This window comes from Marinobacter segnicrescens (genome assembly GCF_900111555.1).
GTDB lineage: Bacteria > Pseudomonadota > Gammaproteobacteria > Pseudomonadales > Oleiphilaceae > Marinobacter > Marinobacter segnicrescens.
The window spans coordinates 225,281-244,007 of the sequence record NZ_FOHZ01000003.1; the positions used below are offsets into that span (position 1 = coordinate 225,281).

An 18,727-nucleotide genomic window follows, 5' to 3' on the forward strand; every position below is an offset into this window, starting at 1 on the left:
TCGCAAGGAAGGGAGATCCATGACCGTTCTCGCCCGCGACATCATGACGCCCAGCGTCAAGGCTGTTCCCGCATCCTGGACCATGGATCGACTCGCCCGCTTTCTTACCGAAAACGAAATCACCGGCAGCCCGGTGGTGGACGATCATGGCGATATTGTCGGCATTGCCACCCTCAAGGACATTGCCGAGTTCCGCTGGTCCTCCGACCGCAAACCCAGGGCCTGGGCCAGGCTGACGCCGGAAGAGCAGAAAGAAGTGCGCCGTCTGCGCATGGCCATCCTGGAAGAAATGACCCGTTTACCTGTCGAAGTTCGCGATATTATGACCCCACAGGTGTTTTCAGTTGACGAGTCGACTCCGGTGAGAGACATTGCGGATATCATGATGGGAGAACACCTGCATCGCATCTTCGTGACACGGGACAAGAAGATCACCGGCATCATCACCACCTATGACATGCTGAAACTGATATCCGACCAATCCCTGACTCGGCGCTGTGCCGACAGCGAGTGAACTGCGCATTCACTCCCGGGGACCTGGAGACCGCAAGACGCCTGCCAGAGAGGTATCGCGCCCTATGCCCAGAGCACCGCAAGCTCGCCGAAAAATGTACGTTCTCGACACCAACGTCCTGATCCACGACCCCAACGCCCTCCTCAATTTCGAAGAACATGATGTCATCCTGCCGATGACCGTCCTGGAAGAACTCGATAGCCTCAAATCCGGCAAACAGGCGGTTGCTGCTGACTGTCGCCAGGCGATCCGTAACATCGACAAGCTGTTGGGAGACGCAAGCCCCAAGGACATCGAAAAAGGCGTTCCCATCGTGCGGGCCAAGAAGGCGAAGCCCCTGGGCACCCTTTCCATACTGATGAGCACCGGCAACGCCGGCAGCCATTCCCTGCCCGAGCACCTGAACGACAACAAAATCATCAACACCCTGGCGGAACTGCAGTCCCGCTACAAGGCCCGTGACATCATCCTGGTGAGCAAGGATATCAACATGCGGCTGAAAGCCCGCGGGTTTGGTGTCGAAGCCCAGGATTATCACAATGACCAGTTGCTGGATGACATCGACCTGCTGCCCAAGGGCTACCACGAGTTCCCCAACTCCTTCTGGGACAAGATCGAGAAGGTGGAGACGGTGCAGCGGGAAGCGGTAACCGAGCACATTCTGCGACGGGAGGGCGAGCTTTCGAAACTCAACATCAACGAGTTTGTGATCGACCAGCTGGGCTTTATCGGCAAGGTGGTGGCTGTCGACGAGGACACCCTGGTGCTCCAGGACCTGCACCGTCAGGACCTGCTGGACGAGGAGGTCTGGGGATTGGTACCGCGGGATATCTACCAGGCTATGGCCCTGAACCTGCTGCTGGACCCGGAGGTGCACCTGGTGAACCTGACCGGCTCGGCCGGCTCGGGCAAGACCATCCTGGCCCTGGCCGCCTGCATCGAGATGACCGTGGCCAGCAAGATGTACAAGCGCATTATTGCCACCCGGTCCACCCAGGGACTGGACGAGGATATCGGCTTTTTGCCGGGTACCGAGGCTGAAAAGATGGAACCCTGGCTGGGCGCCATCGTGGATAACCTGGAGGCCCTCCATGAGGATGACGAGAACATGACCGCCAGCGTGGACTACATCCTCAGCAAGGTGCCCCTGCACTTCAAGTCGATGAACTATATCCGGGGTCGCAGCTTTCAGCACTCGCTGATCATCATCGACGAGTCCCAGAACCTGACTCCCCACCAGATCAAGACCATCATCACCCGGGCCGGCAATGGCTCCAAGGTGATCTGCCTGGGCAACCTGGCCCAGATCGACACACCCTACCTGAGCGCCCTGAGTTCAGGCCTGACCTACATGACCGAGCGCTTCAAGGGTTTCCGCCATGGCGGCCATATCCACCTGCAGGGTGTGCCCCGGTCAGTACTGGCCGAATACGCGGAAGCCAATTTGTAGAAGGCATCAAAGACCGTATACAGCCACGCGCTTCAGCGGATTACGAATCCGCTGAAGCCGCCACTGGCCGGGCGCGTCTCTGCCCGGACAGCGCTGACCTTCGCCGCGGGCGGCCCTTGCCAGCACCACTCTTCCAGCTCATCCAGTGCCTTCAGGGGACCTTCCGCAACGATTTCCACCCGGCCATCGGTCAGGTTTCGCACATAGCCTTCGAGGCCAAGCTCACTCGCATGCCGTTCGGTGTACGCACGGTAAGACACACCCTGAACATGGCCTTCCACCATCAGGTGTCGCTGCTGGGTATCCATCAGTCGATCTCCTGTGATTCCAGTAACTCCACTCGCCCCCGGGCCAACCGGACCCGGCCGTGACGCTCAAAATCTTTCAGCAGACGGCTGACGACCTCGCGGGCGGTACCCAGCTCCACTGCCAGCTCCTGGTGAGTGATGAGCGCGGGCCGGCCATTAGCATGGGCTCTCAGCCACTCAAGCAGGCGCTGATCCAGCCTGCCAAAAGCGATCTCCTCCACCAGCAGCATCAGGTCATCCAGGCGCCTTCCGTACGACGCCATCACCTGCTGGCGGAATTCAGCGGACTGAGCCATCAGCCGGTCAAAGGCCTGGCGGGGCATCAGCAGGGCTTCCGTGGGTTCTTCCACATGCGCCTCTGCCCGGTAGCCACGGCCAGCCATCAGACAGCCAATGGACAGGGTGCACAGGTCGTCCGGCCCCATACGATAAAGCACGATACCGTGACCGGATGCCCCCAGCATCTGCACCCGGACGGAACCGCTGATCACCAGCGGGAGGCCCCGGCAACTATCGCCGGCACGGAAGACCACGTCGCCAGCGGACAGGTGAACCGGTTGCGCATAACGCTCCGCTTCCATCCGCAGGGGCGGACTGAGGCATTCGAGCAAAGCATGTTGGGCGGCCACTGGCTCTCCCTGTTCAGTTAGTGGTTTGAATGTGACTTTATCACTGAGCACGGCACGCCGTCAGCGTACATTGGCAATGACATAAACCACACGAGGAGTGGCAACATGACCAAGAACATGGGCAGTGCGGATCGGGTGATCCGTGTCATTATCGGGCTGGTTCTACTGAGCCTGGTTTTTGTCGGACCTCAGACTCCTTGGGGCTGGATCGGTATCATTCCGCTGGTAACCGCCGCCATCGGCGTTTGCCCGCTATACTCGATCATAGGCATCAAGACCTGCCCCACAAAGCGTTCGTAGGGCGGGCTTACACCAGATCGGACTTTCCCCGGCCGGGGCCGCCCGGCCGGGCTTCCTGTGGTATTACTCCCTGCCACACCCCGCCGCTTCCAATAAACTGGTAATGGCGCAGGCCGCCTTCGCATCACGATCGCCACTTCCCTGCTCAGGCGACCGGAAACGCTCATCCTCAGGTGCCAGCTTGCCCGCACAGGCAAAGGCCTGGCGAGCCGCCAGGGGACACTGGTTACGCGCCAGGGCAACACCGAAATTGTGCCAGCCCGGCGCAGATCCCGGATGGAAGGTCAATAACCGGCGGAAAGCCTCACCGGCTTCGCCCCATTGCTCCGCTGAAAGCAGGAAATTGGCATGGGCAAATCCGGCAGCGAGGCTGTCAGGCCATGCGTCAACCGCAGCGCGATAGGAGGTTGCCGCGCTTTTAATCTGGCCAACCTCTTCCAGGTCATGGGCGGCCCGCACATAGGTTACCGGTTTTGCCGTCGCGGGAAGTTCACCCGGTGGCAGGATGACCCGCGCCCACCGGTCTGCCCGCCCCCAGGTGTTGTCAAACCCCCGGAACGGCTCCCGGACTTGTTCGTCGGTACCGGAATGAAGGATAAACTCCTGCGCCGGAAGGTCATAGCCAATCACCACGGCAAAGTGCCACTGCGGCCACCAGTCCAGCCGCAGGTTCTGGAAAACCAGCACGGGATTACCCGCATCGACTTCCCGGATTATCGCATCCAGTTCCTTTTCCAGGGGGTACACCAGCATGCCCTCGGCCCGGGCAGCAGCAACCATCTCCACCTGCAGGCTCCCCTTGCGGCCTGGCAGGTACACCCGGTCGACCATTTCGGCTAACGAGACCTCCGCACCCCGATGGTTGAGCCCCATGGCGAGCGCGGCCGGTCCGCACTGGTAGTCTTCCTGTGGATAGAACGGCACGGAATCGATCACGGTGCGGTCAGATACACCACTCTGCTTATAGGTTTCCGGCCCCGGGTAGTGGCCCGGCCCGGCACAGCCAGCGAGCAGGATGACGAGAAGCGAAAGGAGGCCGGCCCGCACCGGGCCGGCTGATGCAACAGGCATGGTGTCAGTTGACGCAGTTGACGAAGCTGTAGATATCTGTCGCACAGAGCATATCAGTGATGATGAACACCAGCAGGAACAGCACGATGATGCCAACCACACTGCCAACACCGGCACCTGCAGGCGATTCATCCAGCGCCTGGTTGAACTCGGACAACTCCTCGGCGGTCAGGCTATCGATGCGCTCCTCGACCTGCCCGGGGTCGACGCCAAGTGATGCGAGCTTCTCCTGCACCTCGCCGGTCGCCAGCATGGCCTTGAGTTCAGCACGGTCCACACGGATTTGCTCCGACTGAAGCACCTCCGCAGTGGAAACCGGTTCCGTAGGCACGGTTCCGCCCTGGGCGAACGCCATACCGGTGGTGGTCAGACTCATCAATACGATCATGAATAACGCCACAGGGCGCCGGAGGGTTTTCCTAACGTCCATAACGGTTTCCTTTTTTGAAGGTTCTGATTTATCGGCAGATTTGTCCCACCGGACATCGGCCATACGCATGCTAATACTGGACCAGCGATGCCGGAATGTATAGCAAGGTGACACAATCGCAATCTTCCAGGCTGACGCAACAGATGTTGACCTGGAAAGGCCATTCGCCTACTTTTCGATAGTCTACTAACAACAACTTCGGTAACCCTCATGAACACCCCCGATCGCCCCCCGATGCCCCTGATGATCGTCACCGGCATGATGTGCACTATCACCCTGGTCGTCTTTGCACGCCTGGCCTATGGCCTGGTGGTTCCGGGCATGCGGGAGGGCATGGGAATCAGCTACGCCCAGGCCGCCAACCTGGGCACAGTCACCGCACTGGGGTATCTGGCCCTGCTGATGGTGGCCGGGGTGTTCGCATCGCGATACGGTGGCAAGCAGGCCATCCTGATCGGTCTGGGTTTCGCGGCTATTGGCTTTACCGGTATGGCGTTGTCCCAGGGCTACGTGTTCAGCATGGCCATGATGGCCTTCCTTGGCTTCGGGACGGCCTTCGGTTATACACCGCTGATTTCCCTGCTGGGCAGCTGGTATCCGGAAAAGCGTGGTGCGGTAATCGGCTTCGCCAACGGCGGTGTGGGGCTGGGACTGTTTATTGCGGGTGTGCTGGTGCCCTGGCTGACCACTGCCTGGCCGGAAAGCGGCTGGCGACTGGTATGGGGCGTTTTCGCGAGTGCGGCAGTGGTGGTCTCGGTGGTGGTTGCCCTGTTCCTGAAGAACCCGCCTGGTGCAGGCGGCAGTGGCGGCCCACAGGATCCGGTACCCGCTGCTCGCTCAGGGGTCTACCGGAACCCCCATGTCATCAACGTCGGCCTGATCTACGGCATCGTCGGCCTGACCTACATCGTACAGACCATCTTCATGTTCAGTTTTGCCCTTGAGTCGGGCGTTCCCGCCCTGACAGCCGGGCGGCTGGCTTCGGTGATGGGCTTGCTGGGCCTGGTAGCCGGGCCTTTCTGGGGCTGGATCTCGGACCGCATCGGACGCTCCAACTCCCTGGTGCTGTGTATGGCCTTCAGTGCCAGTGCCATGGCCCTGCCGGTGCTGTCACCCACCCTGCCGGCCTTTGCTGCGCATTTCCTGATCCTGGGCCTGTGCGTTTCAGGGCTGTTTACGTCAGTCCTGGCCGCTTCCACGGAAACCGTCCACCCCCGGCTGGCGCCGGTGGCGGTCAGTTTCGTTACCCTGTTCTTTGCGGTCGGTCAGCTGATCGGTCCTGCCGTTGCCGGGGTGATTATCGAGTCCGCCGGCTTTGCCCGGGTATTTACCATCACATCATCCCTGATGGCGTTTGGCATCCTGCTTTGCTGGTACAGCCGGCACAGCCAGCAGCGCATGACAGCACCAGTCCGGATCTGAAGGCGCAGGCAGCAGTCCCTGCGCCTGCGTTGATCACTCCGGGTTCCGGGCCAGGAAACGCTCCCTCACCGGAGCCGACAGCTTTTCGGGGTGTCTGGGGGTTACCTCGGCAAAGCACTGATAGATCTGTTCGAGGTCTGCCGCCAGGTCATCGGTGGCCTCCAGGACCAGCGGGAAACGTAGCTCCCGCCTGCTGTAATCCGCGACAGTCACTATGATGGGCACACCGGCCTCCCGGGCAATCCGGTGAAAGCCTGTCTTCCACTGGCTGGCGTTACTGCGGGTGCCCTCCGGTGTCACAACAAGTATCAGGCGGTCACTTCCCTGTAACTGGCGAACGGCCTGCCCCACCACGCCACCGGCCCTGGCCCGGTTCACAGGGATACCTCCAAGCTTGCGCAGGATCCAGCCCATCGGGCCCCTGAACAGGTCATGCTTGATCAGGAAACGGGCGTGCAATCCCAGGGCCACTGCCCCGCTCAGGCCGATCACTCCGTCCCAGTTGGAGGTATGGGGGCCACCTACGACAATGGCCTTGTCGACGTCCGGGAAGGGGGGAACCCGCCAACCAAAGAGGTTGATCAGTTTCATCACCGCACGCTGGGTGAGGGTTGGTTTGCGCTGGTCTTCGGAATGCGGCTGGGCCACGGTACTGCCTCCTCTCATGGCGAGGCGTTATTGTAATTGACTGCTCAGACAGCTCAACGAAAGCTCTGTCGCGCTTGACCGGATCTTACCAACGCCCCTGCAGGGTCGCCACGATACGCCGTCCGCCGCCCCGGTTGCGGTGCTCGCAGAGGTAAATGCCCTGCCAGGTACCCAGGGCCAGGTGGCCGCCACTTACGGGTATAGTCAGGCTCGGGCCAATGAGGATACTTTTGATATGCGCCGGCATGTCATCCGGGCCTTCCAGGGTGTGCTCATAGTGAGAAGCGTTTTCCGGCACCATGACGTTGAGGTGGCGCTCTATATCACCCCGTACGTCCGGGTCGGCGTTTTCGTTGATGGCCAGCGAGGCCGACGTGTGCTGGATAAACAGGTGCAGCAGGCCTACCTGGCAGTTGACCAGTTCGGGACCATTGGCGAGCACGTCGTTGGTGATGAGGTGGACACCTCTCGGGTATTCCTGGAGCTGGATGGTTGTCTGGTCCCAGATCATGTTGGCTCCCCTTTCTTGGTCAATTCTGTTCCAGGTTGGGCACGGGGTCAGGGTTTGGGGGCTGGCCGCTGCGGCGGGACAGGTTTTCTCCGCCGCAATTCAGGGGCCATCCTGGCGCCCGCCTTGCTCCGGGCCATCCATGGCCCTGCTGCGAAAACCTGTCCCGCCACACCGTCCGAGCTAACCTGTAAGTTACCGCTGACATTTACCACCCAGGGTCAGCTCGGGTAACCCGCTTACTTGGGGTCATTGTCCCATGGATGCACCGGCAATACCGCCTCCGTCACCTCTGGGTCGAGGGACGAGCGAAAGTAGTCCATGGCCTTCTCCGCCTCACCCAGTTCGTCGAACCGGGCGACGTGGTAGATGGCTTCACCTTCGTTCACCAGCGGGAGATTGTTGACACAGATAACGATGCCGGAGATGGGCGACACCACGCTTTCCTCGGTCTCGCCGAACGGGTCAGCTACCATGGCCAGGCGCTGGCCCTTGCGGACCTTCTGGCCGAGCTTGGCTACCGGCCGCATGATGCCATCGATATCAGCCCGCACCCAGGTAGACATGGCAGCGGTTTCTGACCGTTTGCGAGGCGCTTTCGGCCCCTTCTTGCTGGGGATCATTTCCAGCGCCCGCATGACCCGGATTACGCCTTTTACGCCGCTGGTGATGACCACGTCATCAAACCGCAGCGCCTCACCGCCCTCAAAGGTGATAACCGGAATATCCTGGGAGTCGGCGTATTCCCGCAGGCTACCTTCCCGCAGGCTGGCATTGAGGATGATCGGCGCGCCGAAGGCCTCGGCCATGCGCACGGTCTCCGGGTTTTTCAGCTCCGCACGAATCTGCGGCAGGTTGAAGCGGTGAATGGCGCCGGTGTGCAGGTCGATGATGTGGGTGACCTTCTCCATGATCTGGGTGCGCAACAGATAGGCGATGCGCCCGCCCAGGGAGCCGCTCTCGCTGCCCGGAAAACAACGGTTAAGGTCCCGCCGATCCGGCAGGTAGCGGGTGCGCTGCACGAATCCGAAGATATTGACGATGGGCACGGCGACCAGTGTGCCCCGAAGGTGGCGCAACGCCGAGTTCTTCAGCACCCTGCGGACGATTTCGACACCGTTGATTTCATCGCCATGGATGGCACCGCACACCATTAGCACCGGACCGTCACGCCGGCCATGAACCACCTCCACCGGGATATGCAGGGGTGTGTGGGTATATAGCTTGGCGACAGGCACCTCGACGGTTTGCCGGGTGCCTGCCTTTATTTCAGTGTCCGCAATAATAAAGGGTGCTCGGGCCACAGGTTAACCTCTGCCTTTGGTTCTTGTTTTCCAGGGTTTATGGTTCTTTTCAGTCCAGTTGATGATCATACCCGCTACGTTCTTGCCGGTAGCATTTTCAATGCCTTCCAGGCCAGGGGACGAGTTCACCTCCATTACCAGCGGCCCACGACTGGAGCGCAACAGGTCGACACCGGCCACGTTCAGGCCCATAGCCTTGGCGGCGGTAATGGCCGTACGCCGTTCTTCTGGAGTAATGCGCACCAGCGATGCGGTGCCGCCCCTGTGCAGGTTAGAACGGAACTCCCCTTCTGCGCCCTGGCGCTTCATGGCGGCAATCACCTTGTCACCGATCACAAAGCACCGGATATCCGCACCGCCAGCTTCCTTGATAAATTCCTGCACGAGGATGTCTGCCTTCAGGCCCATAAAGGCCTCGATCACACTCTCCGCCGCCTTGCGGGTCTCCGCCAGCACCACGCCGATGCCCTGGGTACCCTGCAGCAGCTTGATCACCACCGGGGCACCACCCACCATCTTGAGCAGCTCGGGGACGTTATCGGGCTTGTTGGCAAATCCGGTGACTGGCATGCCAACGCCCTTCCGGGCGAGCAGCTGCAACGACCGCAGTTTGTCCCGGGAACGGGTAATGGCCACGGATTCGTTGACCGGAAATACACCCATCATCTCGAACTGGCGCAATACCGCCGTGCCATAGAAGGTCACCGAGGCGCCGATTCGGGGAATCACCACATCAAAGTCTTCCAGGACTTCCTCGTGATAGTGGATTCGGGGGTCGGCAGATGTGATATTCATGGAGCAGTGCAGCGCGTCGATCACCCGCACCTCGTGGCCCCGGTTAATACCCTCTTCCACCAGGCGACGCGTGGAATACAGATGCCTGTTACGGGAGAGAATTGCTATTTTCATTCGACATTCCTCAGTACCGGGTCTCCGGTCAGATAGGAGGCTTCGGGCATTACCGTGCAACGACCAGCCATGGCAGTACGGCCCAGCAGCATACGGAATCGCATGGAATCGCGATTGGTCAGGGTCATCTCGATGGGCCAACTCTGGTCACCCACCACCACCAGGGTTTCAATCACCAGGCGCATTTCCTTATGACCGCCGGAATCGGTGACCGGGCGTTCGTCGATCACCGCCGCATCGCACTCCACCACATTGTGGAGATTGTTCTGCTCCGGGTGCACCCAGAACCTGACCCGGCGCTGTCCGTTCTCGGTATAGGGTTCGGTGCGGAACGTGTGCAGGCAGGACGTCCGTGCACCGGTGTCCACCTTGGCCTTGATGCGCTGTATATCCAGCTCGGGCAGGGCCAGCCACTCTCGCCAGCCCAGGCCAATGCGCGCGCTGACACCCTCGCCGGGGGCCTGTTTGGGCGGTGAATTTCCGGGCATTTCCTGGCTCCTTGTATTGTTGTCGGGCCCTACATCCATCGTGAAACTGCGCGCATTAGAAGGGGCAACGCCCCTCCACTCAATACGCACAATTGCCAACGGGGAACTGTCAAAGAATCAATGGGCTACACTCACTATAATCCAGCCGGGGACTTCCGGCGAATAATCCCCTGCCGCTCATTCATTCCGATAGCATCAGGATTGCCTTCATGTCCCACCTGGTCTGGTTCCGTAACGACCTCCGCACCGCCGACAACCCGGCCCTGACGGCCGCCTGCGGCAAGGGCCAGAACGTCCGCGCGCTTTTCATACTCACCCCCGGTCAATGGCAGGACCATGACTGGTCACCGGCCCGCGTCCAGCAGATGCTCGGCCACCTGGATGACCTGGGCAGGGCCCTGGCGAAGCTGGGTATCCCGATGGATATTCTCGAAGCTGACGATTTTTCCGAAAGCATTCGTCTGCTGACGGATTACTGCCACCAGCATGGCACTCGCGTACTGCACTTCAATGAAGAATACGGGGTCAACGAACGCCGGCGGGACAAGCAGGTCCGGGACCAGCTGTCGAAAGAGGAGATCACGGTTAACAAATACCGGGACCAGACCGTGACACCGGTCGGTACCATCCGCACCGGTAAGGATGAACCCTACTCGGTATTTACTCCCTTTTCCCGGCGCTGGCTCCGGTGGATTGAGGACACCACTCCCACGGTATTGCCGGTACCGAGCCCGGTGGGTGAACCGCTGCCCTGGCGCAACCACGGCCATACCCCGGAAACCCTGGGGTTCACTTCCCCACCCCCCGCGCTGGTGACTGCCTCGGAGAGCGGCGCCCACGACCAGCTTGATTGGTTCCTTGAAGAACGCGGTGGCGATTACAAGGCAAAGCGGGACTTCCCTGCCGTTGATGGCACCAGCCAGCTTTCGCCCTACCTGGCCGTCGGTGCCCTTTCCGGACGCCAGTGCCTGATCGCCGCGAGGGAGGCCCAGTCGCGGGGTGGCAACCAGGAGGGTTTCAGTACCTGGGTCAACGAGATTGCCTGGCGGGATTTCTACATCCATATCCTCTATCACTACCCCCGGGTCAGCATGCACAGGGCCTTCAAACCGGACACGGAAGCCCTTCGCTGGAACGATCCCGGCGAGCACTTCGAAGCCTGGAAGGAGGGACGCACGGGCATCCCGATTGTAGACGCCGGCATGCGCCAGCTACGGGAAACCGGCTGGATGCACAACCGCCTGCGGATGATTACCGCCATGTTCCTGAGCAAGAATCTGTTTATCGACTGGCGCCTTGGCGAGGCGTGGTTCATGCAGAACCTGGTGGATGGTTTCCTGGCGTCCAACAATGGCGGCTGGCAGTGGAGCGCGTCCACCGGCACGGATGCGGCGCCTTATTTCCGGGTGTTCAATCCGGCGACACAGAGTGAGCGCTTTGACCCGAAGGGGGAGTTTATTCGTCGCTGGGTACCCGAGCTGGCCAAACTGGATAACAAGCGGATTCACAACCCTGCCGCGGGGGGTGTGATACCCGGGGGGTATCCTCGCCCTGTAGTGGACCTTAAAGAGAGCCGAAAAGAAGCTATTGCGCGGTTTGAGGCGTTAAAAAGGTAGCTCGCTGAACCTGGAGGCTGGCACCTTGGTATGAAGCGTGTGGTGGGAGACCTTTTTCCGGGACCGTCGAGCGCCAGGGAAGGCGCTCGTCGAGCCCTACATGGACGTACTCGCGGGCGTGTCCCGTAAAAAGGTATCGCTCCACGCGCCACCCCCGCGTTGGCAGGCCAGCCGGGCTGAGATTCACTCCAGTATGTTTATTGCTGTTCCGATGCCTGAAGCCCTACGAGACTGCGACCAGGTGCCGGGCGCGAACGGCGATGACCTTTTCCGGGACACGCCGTGAATCCATCCATGGAGGCTCTTCAAAAACGTCCCTGTTTTTGAAGGTCCCGGAAAAGGTCCTCACCTTACGCGCTGGAACTTTGGTGCTATTCTCGCCGCCAGCCTTGGATAATGTTCTGGCGCTGCGAGGCTGAAGATAACTGTCAACTACAAACGGGACAATCCGGATCCCGGGCCAGTTTCATCTCCCGCCATTCCATCTGCCAGGCATCCAGGATCAGAAGACGGCCAACCAGTGGTCGTCCCTTTCCGGAAATCACCTTGATGGCCTCCATGGCCTGGGTGGCACCGATCATACCCACCAGCGGACCGATCACCCCGGCCTCTGAACAGTTCAGATCCTCATTGCCCTGCTCCGGATACAGGCAGTGATAACAGGGGCTGGCTTCGTCCCTGGAATCGAATACCGACACCTGACCCTCACCGCGAATAGCCGCACCGGAGACCAACGGAACCCGGGACTCAACACAGGCACGATTCAGGGCGAACCGGGTGTTGAAGTTGTCGGTACAATCCAGCACCAAATCCACGCCGGCAACCACTTCCGCCAGAAGCTCGCCTTCCAGCCGTTCCACCCGGGCCGTCACCGAAATCTCCGGGTTGATCGCCCTGACTCGCTCGGCCAGTGCCTCGGCCTTGGATCGGCCAACCGACGCCTGGTCAAAGGCGATCTGCCGCTGGAGATTGGCCAGTTCCACCGCATCGTCGTCCGCCAGCACCAGCTGTCCCACCCCGGCAGCACCAAGGTACAGTGCAACCGGACAGCCGAGACCGCCGCTGCCGACCACCAGTACCCGGGCCTGTTTCAGGGCCAGCTGACCTTCCACGTCAAAGCGTGGAAGCAGCAACTGGCGGCTGTATCGGAGGAGTTCGTTGTCGTCCAGCATTATGAAACCCTTGGTTAGCTAGCGAATCCACGGCCCTTCGAAAGGCTCAGGGCGAGCGGGTAAGACCGGACTTTTTTGAAGGACCGCTTGCCCTGAGCCTGTCGAAGGGCCGTGAATTCGTGGCAAAAAAGCGTCAATCCCACCGCCCCAACGTCAGGCGTTCGTTGTCACCATAATCTTTCCGGGTTTCCACGGCGGAATAACCCGCGCCACTGAACAGTGACCTTACCGCCTCCCCCTGATTGTAGCCATGCTCCAGCACCAGCCAGCCCCCGGGGGTAAGCCAGCGCTGACTCTCGGTGACCAGGTGGCGTATCGCATCCAGCCCGTCAGGGCCGGAGACCAGTGCCGAGTCGGGTTCGTGGCGAACATCCCCTTTGGACAGGTGGCGATCACCTTCCTCTATATAGGGTGGGTTGGAAATAATCAGGTCAAAGTGCTGCGGTTCCACTTCATCGAACCAGTGACTTCGGATCACCCTGAGTGGCAGGCCACATCGCTCGGCATTACGACGGGCGAGTGCGACAGCGCCCGGTACCAGGTCAGTGGCCAACACCTGCCAGTCCGGCCTTTCGCTGAGCAGAGCCAGGGCAATGGCGCCGGTACCCGTGCCCAGGTCGATGACCCGGGCCCGTTCAGGCAGAGGCAGTTCCAGGGCAGCTTCCACCAGGCATTCGGTGTCTGGCCGGGGAATCAGGGTGTCGGGTGTGACGTCCAGGGCCAGCGACCAGAAGTCCTGGTGGCCCAGGATATGGGCTATGGGCTCACCGCTTGAACGTCGTTCAACCAGGTGGCAGAACTGCCTTACCTGGTCATCAGACAGTTCCGTCTCAGGAAATGCCCGGAAGCGGGTGCGGGACCAACCAGTGACGTCGGCCAGCAGCAACTCCGCATCCAGCCGCGGAGACTCGCCCCCGATCCGTCCGCAAGCCTCGGCCAGGACCTGCTCACAAGTCAGTAACGGTTCACTCATCCGACAGGCTGGCCAGCAGATCGGCCTGGTGTTCCTGCTGAAGGGGTACAATCACCGGATTCAGGTCACCGGCAATCACCTCGTCCAGTTTGTACAGGGTGAGGTTGATACGGTGGTCGGTTACCCGGCCCTGGGGGAAGTTGTAGGTGCGGATACGCTCGGAACGGTCGCCACTGCCCACCAGGCTTTTACGGGCAGCAGCCTGGCTCTGTGCCTGCTTTTCCGCCTCCATGTTCTTCAGCCTGGATTGCAGGAAGCTCATAGCCTTGGCCCGGTTCTTGTGCTGGGAGCGCTCTTCCTGACATTCCACCACGATGCCGGTGGGAAGGTGTGTGATGCGAATGGCCGAGTCCGTCTTGTTGACGTGCTGACCGCCGGCGCCGGAGGACCGGAAAGTGTCCACCCTCAGGTCGGCCTTGTTGATCTCGATGGCCTCGGCCTCGTCCGCTTCCGGCATGACAGCCACGGTGCAGGCGGAGGTATGGATACGACCCTGGGACTCCGTCTCCGGCACACGTTGTACCCGGTGGGCGCCGGATTCGAACTTGAGCGCACCGTAAACGCCCTCGCCACTAACCCGGCTGATGATTTCCTTGTAGCCGCCGTGCTCCCCTTCACTGGCGCTGATCACCTCGATCTGCCAGCGACGGGTTTCCGCATAGCGGCTGTACATGCGGAACAGGTCGCCGGCAAACAGGGCAGCTTCATCGCCACCGGTGCCGGCGCGGATTTCCAGGAACACGTTCTTGCTGTCGTCAGGATCCTTGGGCAGCATCAGGCGCTGCAGCTCTTCGTCCAGTTCATCACGCTTCTGGCGAGCGGAAGTCATTTCCTCTTCTGCCATCTCGCGCATATCCGCGTCCCCTTCCCGGGCCAGCTCCTCGGCCGTGGCCAGGTCATCCAGGGTGCGACGCCAGGCCTGGAAGCACTGGACGATGGGCTCGATCTCGGCAAATTCCTTCGACAATGCCCGGAACTGCTTCTGGTCAGCAATCACGCCCGGGTCGCCCAGCAAAGCGCTGACTTCCTCGAAGCGGTCAACCAGTTGCTCGAGGCGGGCCTGAATGGATGATTTCATGTTTTTTCCAGTGTGGTGGGAGCGTCCTGAGGATCCAGTGCTTCGAGCTGGTGCAGCTCACGAAGCCAATCGGCCACCTCCGGACGACCTTCAGCGGAGGCCTTGCGCACCTGCACCGAAGGTTCGTGCAACAGCTTGTTGGTCAGCCCCCGGGCCAGGCTGCGCAGTACAGTTTCCGGGTCGTTGCCGTTGTTCAGGGCCCTGAGCGCCTTCGCCACTTCGAGGTCCCGCAGGGTCTCGGCCCGCTCCCGGTACTGTTTAAGTGTGGACACCGCATCCAGGGCACGGATCTGACTGATGAAATCCTGGGTGCCGGCGATGATGAGATTCTCCGCTTCCTTGGCCGCACCGGCCCGGGAACGAAGGTTTTCCTCGATCACCTGGCGCAGGTCGTCGACGGAGTACAGGTAGACATCGTCCAGGCGGGCCACTTCCGGCTCAATGTCCCGGGGGACGGCGATGTCCACCATGAAGTAGGGGCGATGCTTGCGCTTCTTCAGTGCGCGTTCGACGGCACCCTTGCCGAGAATGGGCAATGGGCTGGCGGTGGATGAGATAATGATGTCCACATCCTTGAGGTAATCCGGGATATCCGACAGGACGATGCCCTGCCCGCCGTGTGCCTCAGCCAGGGCTTGCGCGCGTTCCACGGTCCGGTTGGCAACAATAAAATCCTTCACACCGGCTTCCGAAAGGTGCCGGGCAACCAGCTCAATGGTCTTGCCGGCGCCGATCAGCAAGGCGCGGTTACGGGACAGGTCCGAGAAAATATGGTGCGCCATACTGACCGCCGCATAGGCAACGGACACCGGGTTCTCACCAATGGCGGTTTCAGTCCGCACCCGCTTGGCCACTGAGAAGGTGTGCTCGAACAGGCGGGAAAGGAACGAGCCGCTGGCCCCATGCTCCCGGGACAGGGCGTAGGCGTCCTTCAACTGTCCGAGAATCTGCGGCTCGCCCAGCACCATGGAGTCGAGCCCGGCGGCAACCCGCATCATATGCCGCACGGCATCGCTGTCCCGATGGATATAGATGGAGTTTTCCAGGTCGGCTGGCGCCAGCTCATGGAACCCTGCAAGCCACCGCAACAGGGTTGGAGCGCAGTCATCATCTCCCGCCAGGTAAAGCTCGGTTCGGTTACAGGTCGAGAGGATTGCCGCCTCACTGGCACCGGTCGCCACCCGCAGCTCGCGAAAGGCATCCGGCATACGCTCCGGCGTAAAGGCCACCCGCTCGCGGATTTCCAGCGGCGCCGTGCGATGGTTAATACCCAGTGTGATCAATGCCATAATGAACGAGCTGACTCCGAAGCCGGTCCCGGGAGAGCGGACTTGACGTTTATAAAGGGCATTTTACCGGCGCAACCGCCTGTCTGCCACCCACCAATAGAGGTATACCCTTGTAACCACGGTGTGAAATGAGTGACTTGGGCCGAACCCGGCCTTGTGCCATCATAGCTCCAACGACGGCACCGGCAGCGTATACCTTGCCCTCTATTCCAGGAAGCCCAATGCCAAGAAAAGCCTTGTATCTCGCTATCAGCCTTCTTGCCTTCACCGGCTGCGCCAGCATGGACAGCAAGGAACCCTCGCCGGATTCCGGTGCACCGGGGCAACCGGAAGCCACGGCCGCGGTTGAGCAAACCACCGACCAGGCAACTGACAGGGAGTTCCGCCCGGAAGAACTCTATCTTCTGTTAACCGGGGAAATTGCGGCCCAGCGTGGCCGATATGACGTTACCCTCGCGAATTACGTCGAAGCAGCGAGGCAGTCCGGTGATACCGGCGTGATACGGCGTGCGTTGCTGATAGCCGAGTCACTCAATAGCCCGGGCGCGGTCCGCACCCTGACCGAAACCTGGATCGAAGTCGCGCCCCGGAGCGAGGAAGCCCGCCGCGCCGCAGCCATCCAGGCGCTGCGGGATGGCGACCTGATCGGGACCCTGGAGCACCTGGAGCAGATTCTGCAGATGGGCGGTGATGCGGACTTTGACGGCCTCGCCTCCATGGCACCAAGGCTGCCTGCAGATCAGCAACGGGAGCTCCGGCGGCTGTTCGACCAGCTTCAGAAACGACACCCGGACAATGCCGAAATCCGTTACAGCACTGCCCTGCTGCAGAACCTGACGGGGGCCCCGGAACAGGCTCTGGAGACACTCCGCCCATTACTGGAAACCGATGACAACGAGTTCCAGCCGGCGCTGGTGCTTCAGGGTGAGTTACTGTACGAACTCGGACAACGCCGTGAGGCACTGAGACACCTGCAGACCAGCTCCCGGCGCTACCCGGAAAACCGCCAGCTGGGCACACTCTATGCCCGGATCCTGGTCAGTGAAAACGAGATGCGCGCCGCCCAGGATGAGTTCAGCCGCCTGGTGGAGCAATTCCCCAACGAACACGGCCTTCGCCTCTCCCGGGCACTGGTTGCCATCGAGAACGATGAGCTGGACCTGGCTCACCAGGACCTGAAGCACCTGATCAACCTTGGCCAGCAAACCGGCCAGGCCCACTACTACCTCGGGCAGATTGCCGAGAAACGAGGCAACACGGACCAGGCCATCACCTGGTATGAACAGGTTACCGAGGGCAGTCATTACCACCCTGCCCTCAGCCGCGCTGCGGAGCTGCGTGCCGAGGCAGGCGACCTGGACTCGGCACTTGATCAGCTCAGGGACGTCCGTGAACTCAACCCGGCAGATGCAGCCAGCCTCTGGCTGGTCGAGGTCAACCTGCTGCAGGGCCTGGACCTTCACCAGCAAGCCCTGGCCAGTGCCACGGAGGCACTTGAGTCCCATCCGGACGACCAGAGCCTCCTCTATGCACGCTCCATGACGTATGAGCAACTGGGCAGGATCGAGCAGGCGCTGGGTGACCTGCGAACCATGATCGAGCTGGAGCCCGACAACCCCACCGCGCTGAATGCCCTTGGATACGTAATGACTGTCCATACCGAGCGGCTGCAAGAGGCCCGGGGTTATATCGAGCAGGCGCTGGCAATGGACCCGGACAACCCCGCCATCCTTGACAGCATGGGCTGGGTCCTCTTCCGCCAGGGTGACAAGGAGGGTGCGCTTGGCTACCTGCGCCGGGCCTACGAGATCTACCCGGACCCGGAAATTGCCGCCCACTATGGCGAAGTGCTGTGGTCGCTGGATCAGAGGGCCCAGGCGAGAGTCATCTGGGAACGGGCCGAGGACGAGGACCCGGACCACGAACTACTCCAGGAGACCCTTCAACGACTCGGTGTGGACGACCTGTGAGACATCCCGTCACAACGCTCATGAAACCACTGGCCGCCATTGCAATGAGCCTTGCATTGGTCGCCTGCGCCACCCTTGAACAGGAGCCCCTGCCGGCAGGGCTCAGCGAACAGCCACCGGCCGACTGGCCACAGCGACAGACCACCCTGCAGAACTTCAATCATTGGGTGCTGACCGGAAAACTGGCGGTTCGCCAGCCTGGGGACAGCGGCTCTGCCGTGATCAACCGATGGACGCAGAACGACGAACACTATGAGCTGGCGCTGTCGTCAAGCTTCCTCGGAATGGGCAGTACCCGCCTTGAGGGTAGCCCGGGCTTCATCGAGCTCGAACTGCCGGATGGCGAAACCTATGCTTCCTCGGATCCCCAGGGGCTCATCTACTCCGCCACCGGCTGGGAGTTGCCCATCGACGCCCTGGTCTGGTGGATACGCGGACTGCCATCGCCGGATGGCAACTACCGCCTTGCCTTTGATCGCGAGGGCCAGCTAGCACAGGTGCAACAGAAAGGCTGGACCATACGCTATGAACGCTGGCGGGCATTCATGGACGACAGACCCGAGTTACCGGCCCGGCTGACAGCCCGCAAAGGTGAAAAGCTGGTTCGGCTGGTGGTGTCATCGTGGCAACCTGGCTCAGCTGACTGAC

20 protein-coding genes are annotated in these 18,727 nt (G+C 61.1%); 7 read left to right on the top strand and 13 right to left on the bottom strand.

The annotated features are described in order from the left end of the window. Positions 1-19: 19 nt before the first annotated feature. Positions 20-514, top strand: a complete 495-nt coding sequence (locus tag BM036_RS05310) for a CBS domain-containing protein (protein ID WP_091849227.1) — start codon at positions 20-22, stop codon at positions 512-514. A 64-nt stretch (positions 515-578) separates the two neighbouring features. Further along, a complete protein-coding gene (locus BM036_RS05315) occupies positions 579-1,964 on the top strand; it encodes a PhoH family protein (protein WP_245742478.1) in 1,386 nt (461 codons plus the stop codon). Positions 1,965-1,996: 32 nt separating this feature from the next. On the opposite strand, the gene BM036_RS05320 is transcribed toward BM036_RS05315, so the two are convergent. Both BM036_RS05320 and BM036_RS05325 read right to left on the bottom strand, forming a co-directional pair. Then, positions 1,997-2,272 carry an acylphosphatase gene (locus BM036_RS05320; protein WP_091849231.1) on the bottom strand — a complete coding sequence of 92 codons (276 nt, stop codon included), beginning with the start codon at positions 2,270-2,272 and terminating at the stop codon, positions 1,997-1,999. Continuing rightward, positions 2,272-2,901, bottom strand: coding sequence for a Crp/Fnr family transcriptional regulator (locus BM036_RS05325; RefSeq protein WP_245742480.1), 630 nt, complete (start codon positions 2,899-2,901; stop codon positions 2,272-2,274). The genes BM036_RS05320 and BM036_RS05325 overlap by 1 nt, the downstream gene beginning before the upstream one ends. Positions 2,902-3,006: 105 nt before the next feature. Between BM036_RS05325 and BM036_RS05330 the strand changes: the two genes are divergently transcribed. Beyond that, positions 3,007-3,201 (top strand): YgaP family membrane protein, encoded by a 195-nt coding sequence (locus BM036_RS05330; protein ID WP_091849233.1) that lies wholly within the window; start codon positions 3,007-3,009, stop codon positions 3,199-3,201. A 63-nt stretch (positions 3,202-3,264) separates the two neighbouring features. Here the strand turns inward: BM036_RS05330 and BM036_RS05335 are convergent, their stop codons facing one another. Then, the gene (locus tag BM036_RS05335; RefSeq protein WP_091849235.1) at positions 3,265-4,272 is read right to left on the bottom strand and encodes a PA2778 family cysteine peptidase; all 1,008 of its coding nucleotides are present in this window, start codon (positions 4,270-4,272) and stop codon (positions 3,265-3,267) included. A 4-nt stretch (positions 4,273-4,276) separates the two neighbouring features. After that, a complete protein-coding gene (locus tag BM036_RS05340) occupies positions 4,277-4,702 on the bottom strand; it encodes a PA2779 family protein (protein ID WP_091849237.1) in 426 nt (141 codons plus the stop codon). Between the two features lie 210 nt (positions 4,703-4,912). Between BM036_RS05340 and BM036_RS05345 the strand changes: the two genes are divergently transcribed. Next, complete coding sequence (locus tag BM036_RS05345) at positions 4,913-6,124, top strand: MFS transporter (protein ID WP_091849239.1); 1,212 nt, start codon at positions 4,913-4,915, stop codon at positions 6,122-6,124. Positions 6,125-6,157: 33 nt separating this feature from the next. On the opposite strand, the gene BM036_RS05350 is transcribed toward BM036_RS05345, so the two are convergent. The 5 genes from BM036_RS05350 to BM036_RS05370 all read right to left on the bottom strand — a co-directional run bounded on the left by BM036_RS05350 (position 6,158) and on the right by BM036_RS05370 (position 9,981). Continuing rightward, entirely contained in the window at positions 6,158-6,772 is a 615-nt protein-coding gene (locus BM036_RS05350; protein WP_218144773.1) for a 1-acyl-sn-glycerol-3-phosphate acyltransferase, read from the bottom strand. Positions 6,773-6,857: 85 nt separating this feature from the next. Next, positions 6,858-7,283 (bottom strand): secondary thiamine-phosphate synthase enzyme YjbQ, encoded by a 426-nt coding sequence (locus tag BM036_RS05355; protein WP_091849240.1) that lies wholly within the window; start codon positions 7,281-7,283, stop codon positions 6,858-6,860. Positions 7,284-7,519: 236 nt separating this feature from the next. After that, a complete protein-coding gene (locus tag BM036_RS05360; protein WP_091849241.1) occupies positions 7,520-8,584 on the bottom strand; it encodes a succinylglutamate desuccinylase/aspartoacylase family protein in 1,065 nt (354 codons plus the stop codon). A 3-nt stretch (positions 8,585-8,587) separates the two neighbouring features. Then, a complete protein-coding gene (gene rimK, locus BM036_RS05365; RefSeq protein WP_091849242.1) occupies positions 8,588-9,493 on the bottom strand; it encodes a 30S ribosomal protein S6--L-glutamate ligase in 906 nt (301 codons plus the stop codon). Continuing rightward, the gene (locus tag BM036_RS05370) at positions 9,490-9,981 is read right to left on the bottom strand and encodes an ATP-dependent zinc protease family protein (RefSeq protein WP_091849243.1); all 492 of its coding nucleotides are present in this window, start codon (positions 9,979-9,981) and stop codon (positions 9,490-9,492) included. The genes rimK and BM036_RS05370 overlap by 4 nt, the downstream gene beginning before the upstream one ends. 209 nt (positions 9,982-10,190) lie before the next feature. Here BM036_RS05370 and phrB point away from each other — a divergent pair, with 209 nt between their 5' ends. Beyond that, a complete protein-coding gene (gene phrB / locus BM036_RS05375; protein WP_091849250.1) occupies positions 10,191-11,597 on the top strand; it encodes a deoxyribodipyrimidine photo-lyase in 1,407 nt (468 codons plus the stop codon). A 428-nt stretch (positions 11,598-12,025) separates the two neighbouring features. On the opposite strand, the gene BM036_RS05385 is transcribed toward phrB, so the two are convergent. From BM036_RS05385 to hemA, 4 genes are all read right to left on the bottom strand, one after another. Further along, a complete protein-coding gene (locus BM036_RS05385) occupies positions 12,026-12,769 on the bottom strand; it encodes a HesA/MoeB/ThiF family protein (RefSeq protein ID WP_091849253.1) in 744 nt (247 codons plus the stop codon). Positions 12,770-12,902: 133 nt separating this feature from the next. Continuing rightward, positions 12,903-13,742: a peptide chain release factor N(5)-glutamine methyltransferase gene (prmC, locus tag BM036_RS05390; RefSeq protein WP_091849254.1), complete on the bottom strand. Its 840-nt coding sequence runs from the start codon at positions 13,740-13,742 to the stop codon at positions 12,903-12,905. Beyond that, complete coding sequence (prfA, locus tag BM036_RS05395) at positions 13,735-14,820, bottom strand: peptide chain release factor 1 (RefSeq protein ID WP_091849255.1); 1,086 nt, start codon at positions 14,818-14,820, stop codon at positions 13,735-13,737. Before prfA ends, prmC begins: the two co-directional genes overlap by 8 nt. Continuing rightward, entirely contained in the window at positions 14,817-16,109 is a 1,293-nt protein-coding gene (hemA, locus tag BM036_RS05400) for a glutamyl-tRNA reductase (protein ID WP_091849257.1), read from the bottom strand. Before hemA ends, prfA begins: the two co-directional genes overlap by 4 nt. 221 nt (positions 16,110-16,330) lie before the next feature. Here hemA and BM036_RS05405 point away from each other — a divergent pair, with 221 nt between their 5' ends. Next, positions 16,331-18,079: a tetratricopeptide repeat protein gene (locus BM036_RS05405; protein WP_091849259.1), complete on the top strand. Its 1,749-nt coding sequence runs from the start codon at positions 16,331-16,333 to the stop codon at positions 18,077-18,079. 20 nt (positions 18,080-18,099) lie between these two features. Then, a complete protein-coding gene (gene lolB, locus BM036_RS05410) occupies positions 18,100-18,726 on the top strand; it encodes a lipoprotein insertase outer membrane protein LolB (RefSeq protein WP_091849271.1) in 627 nt (208 codons plus the stop codon). Position 18,727: the final 1 nt, after the last annotated feature.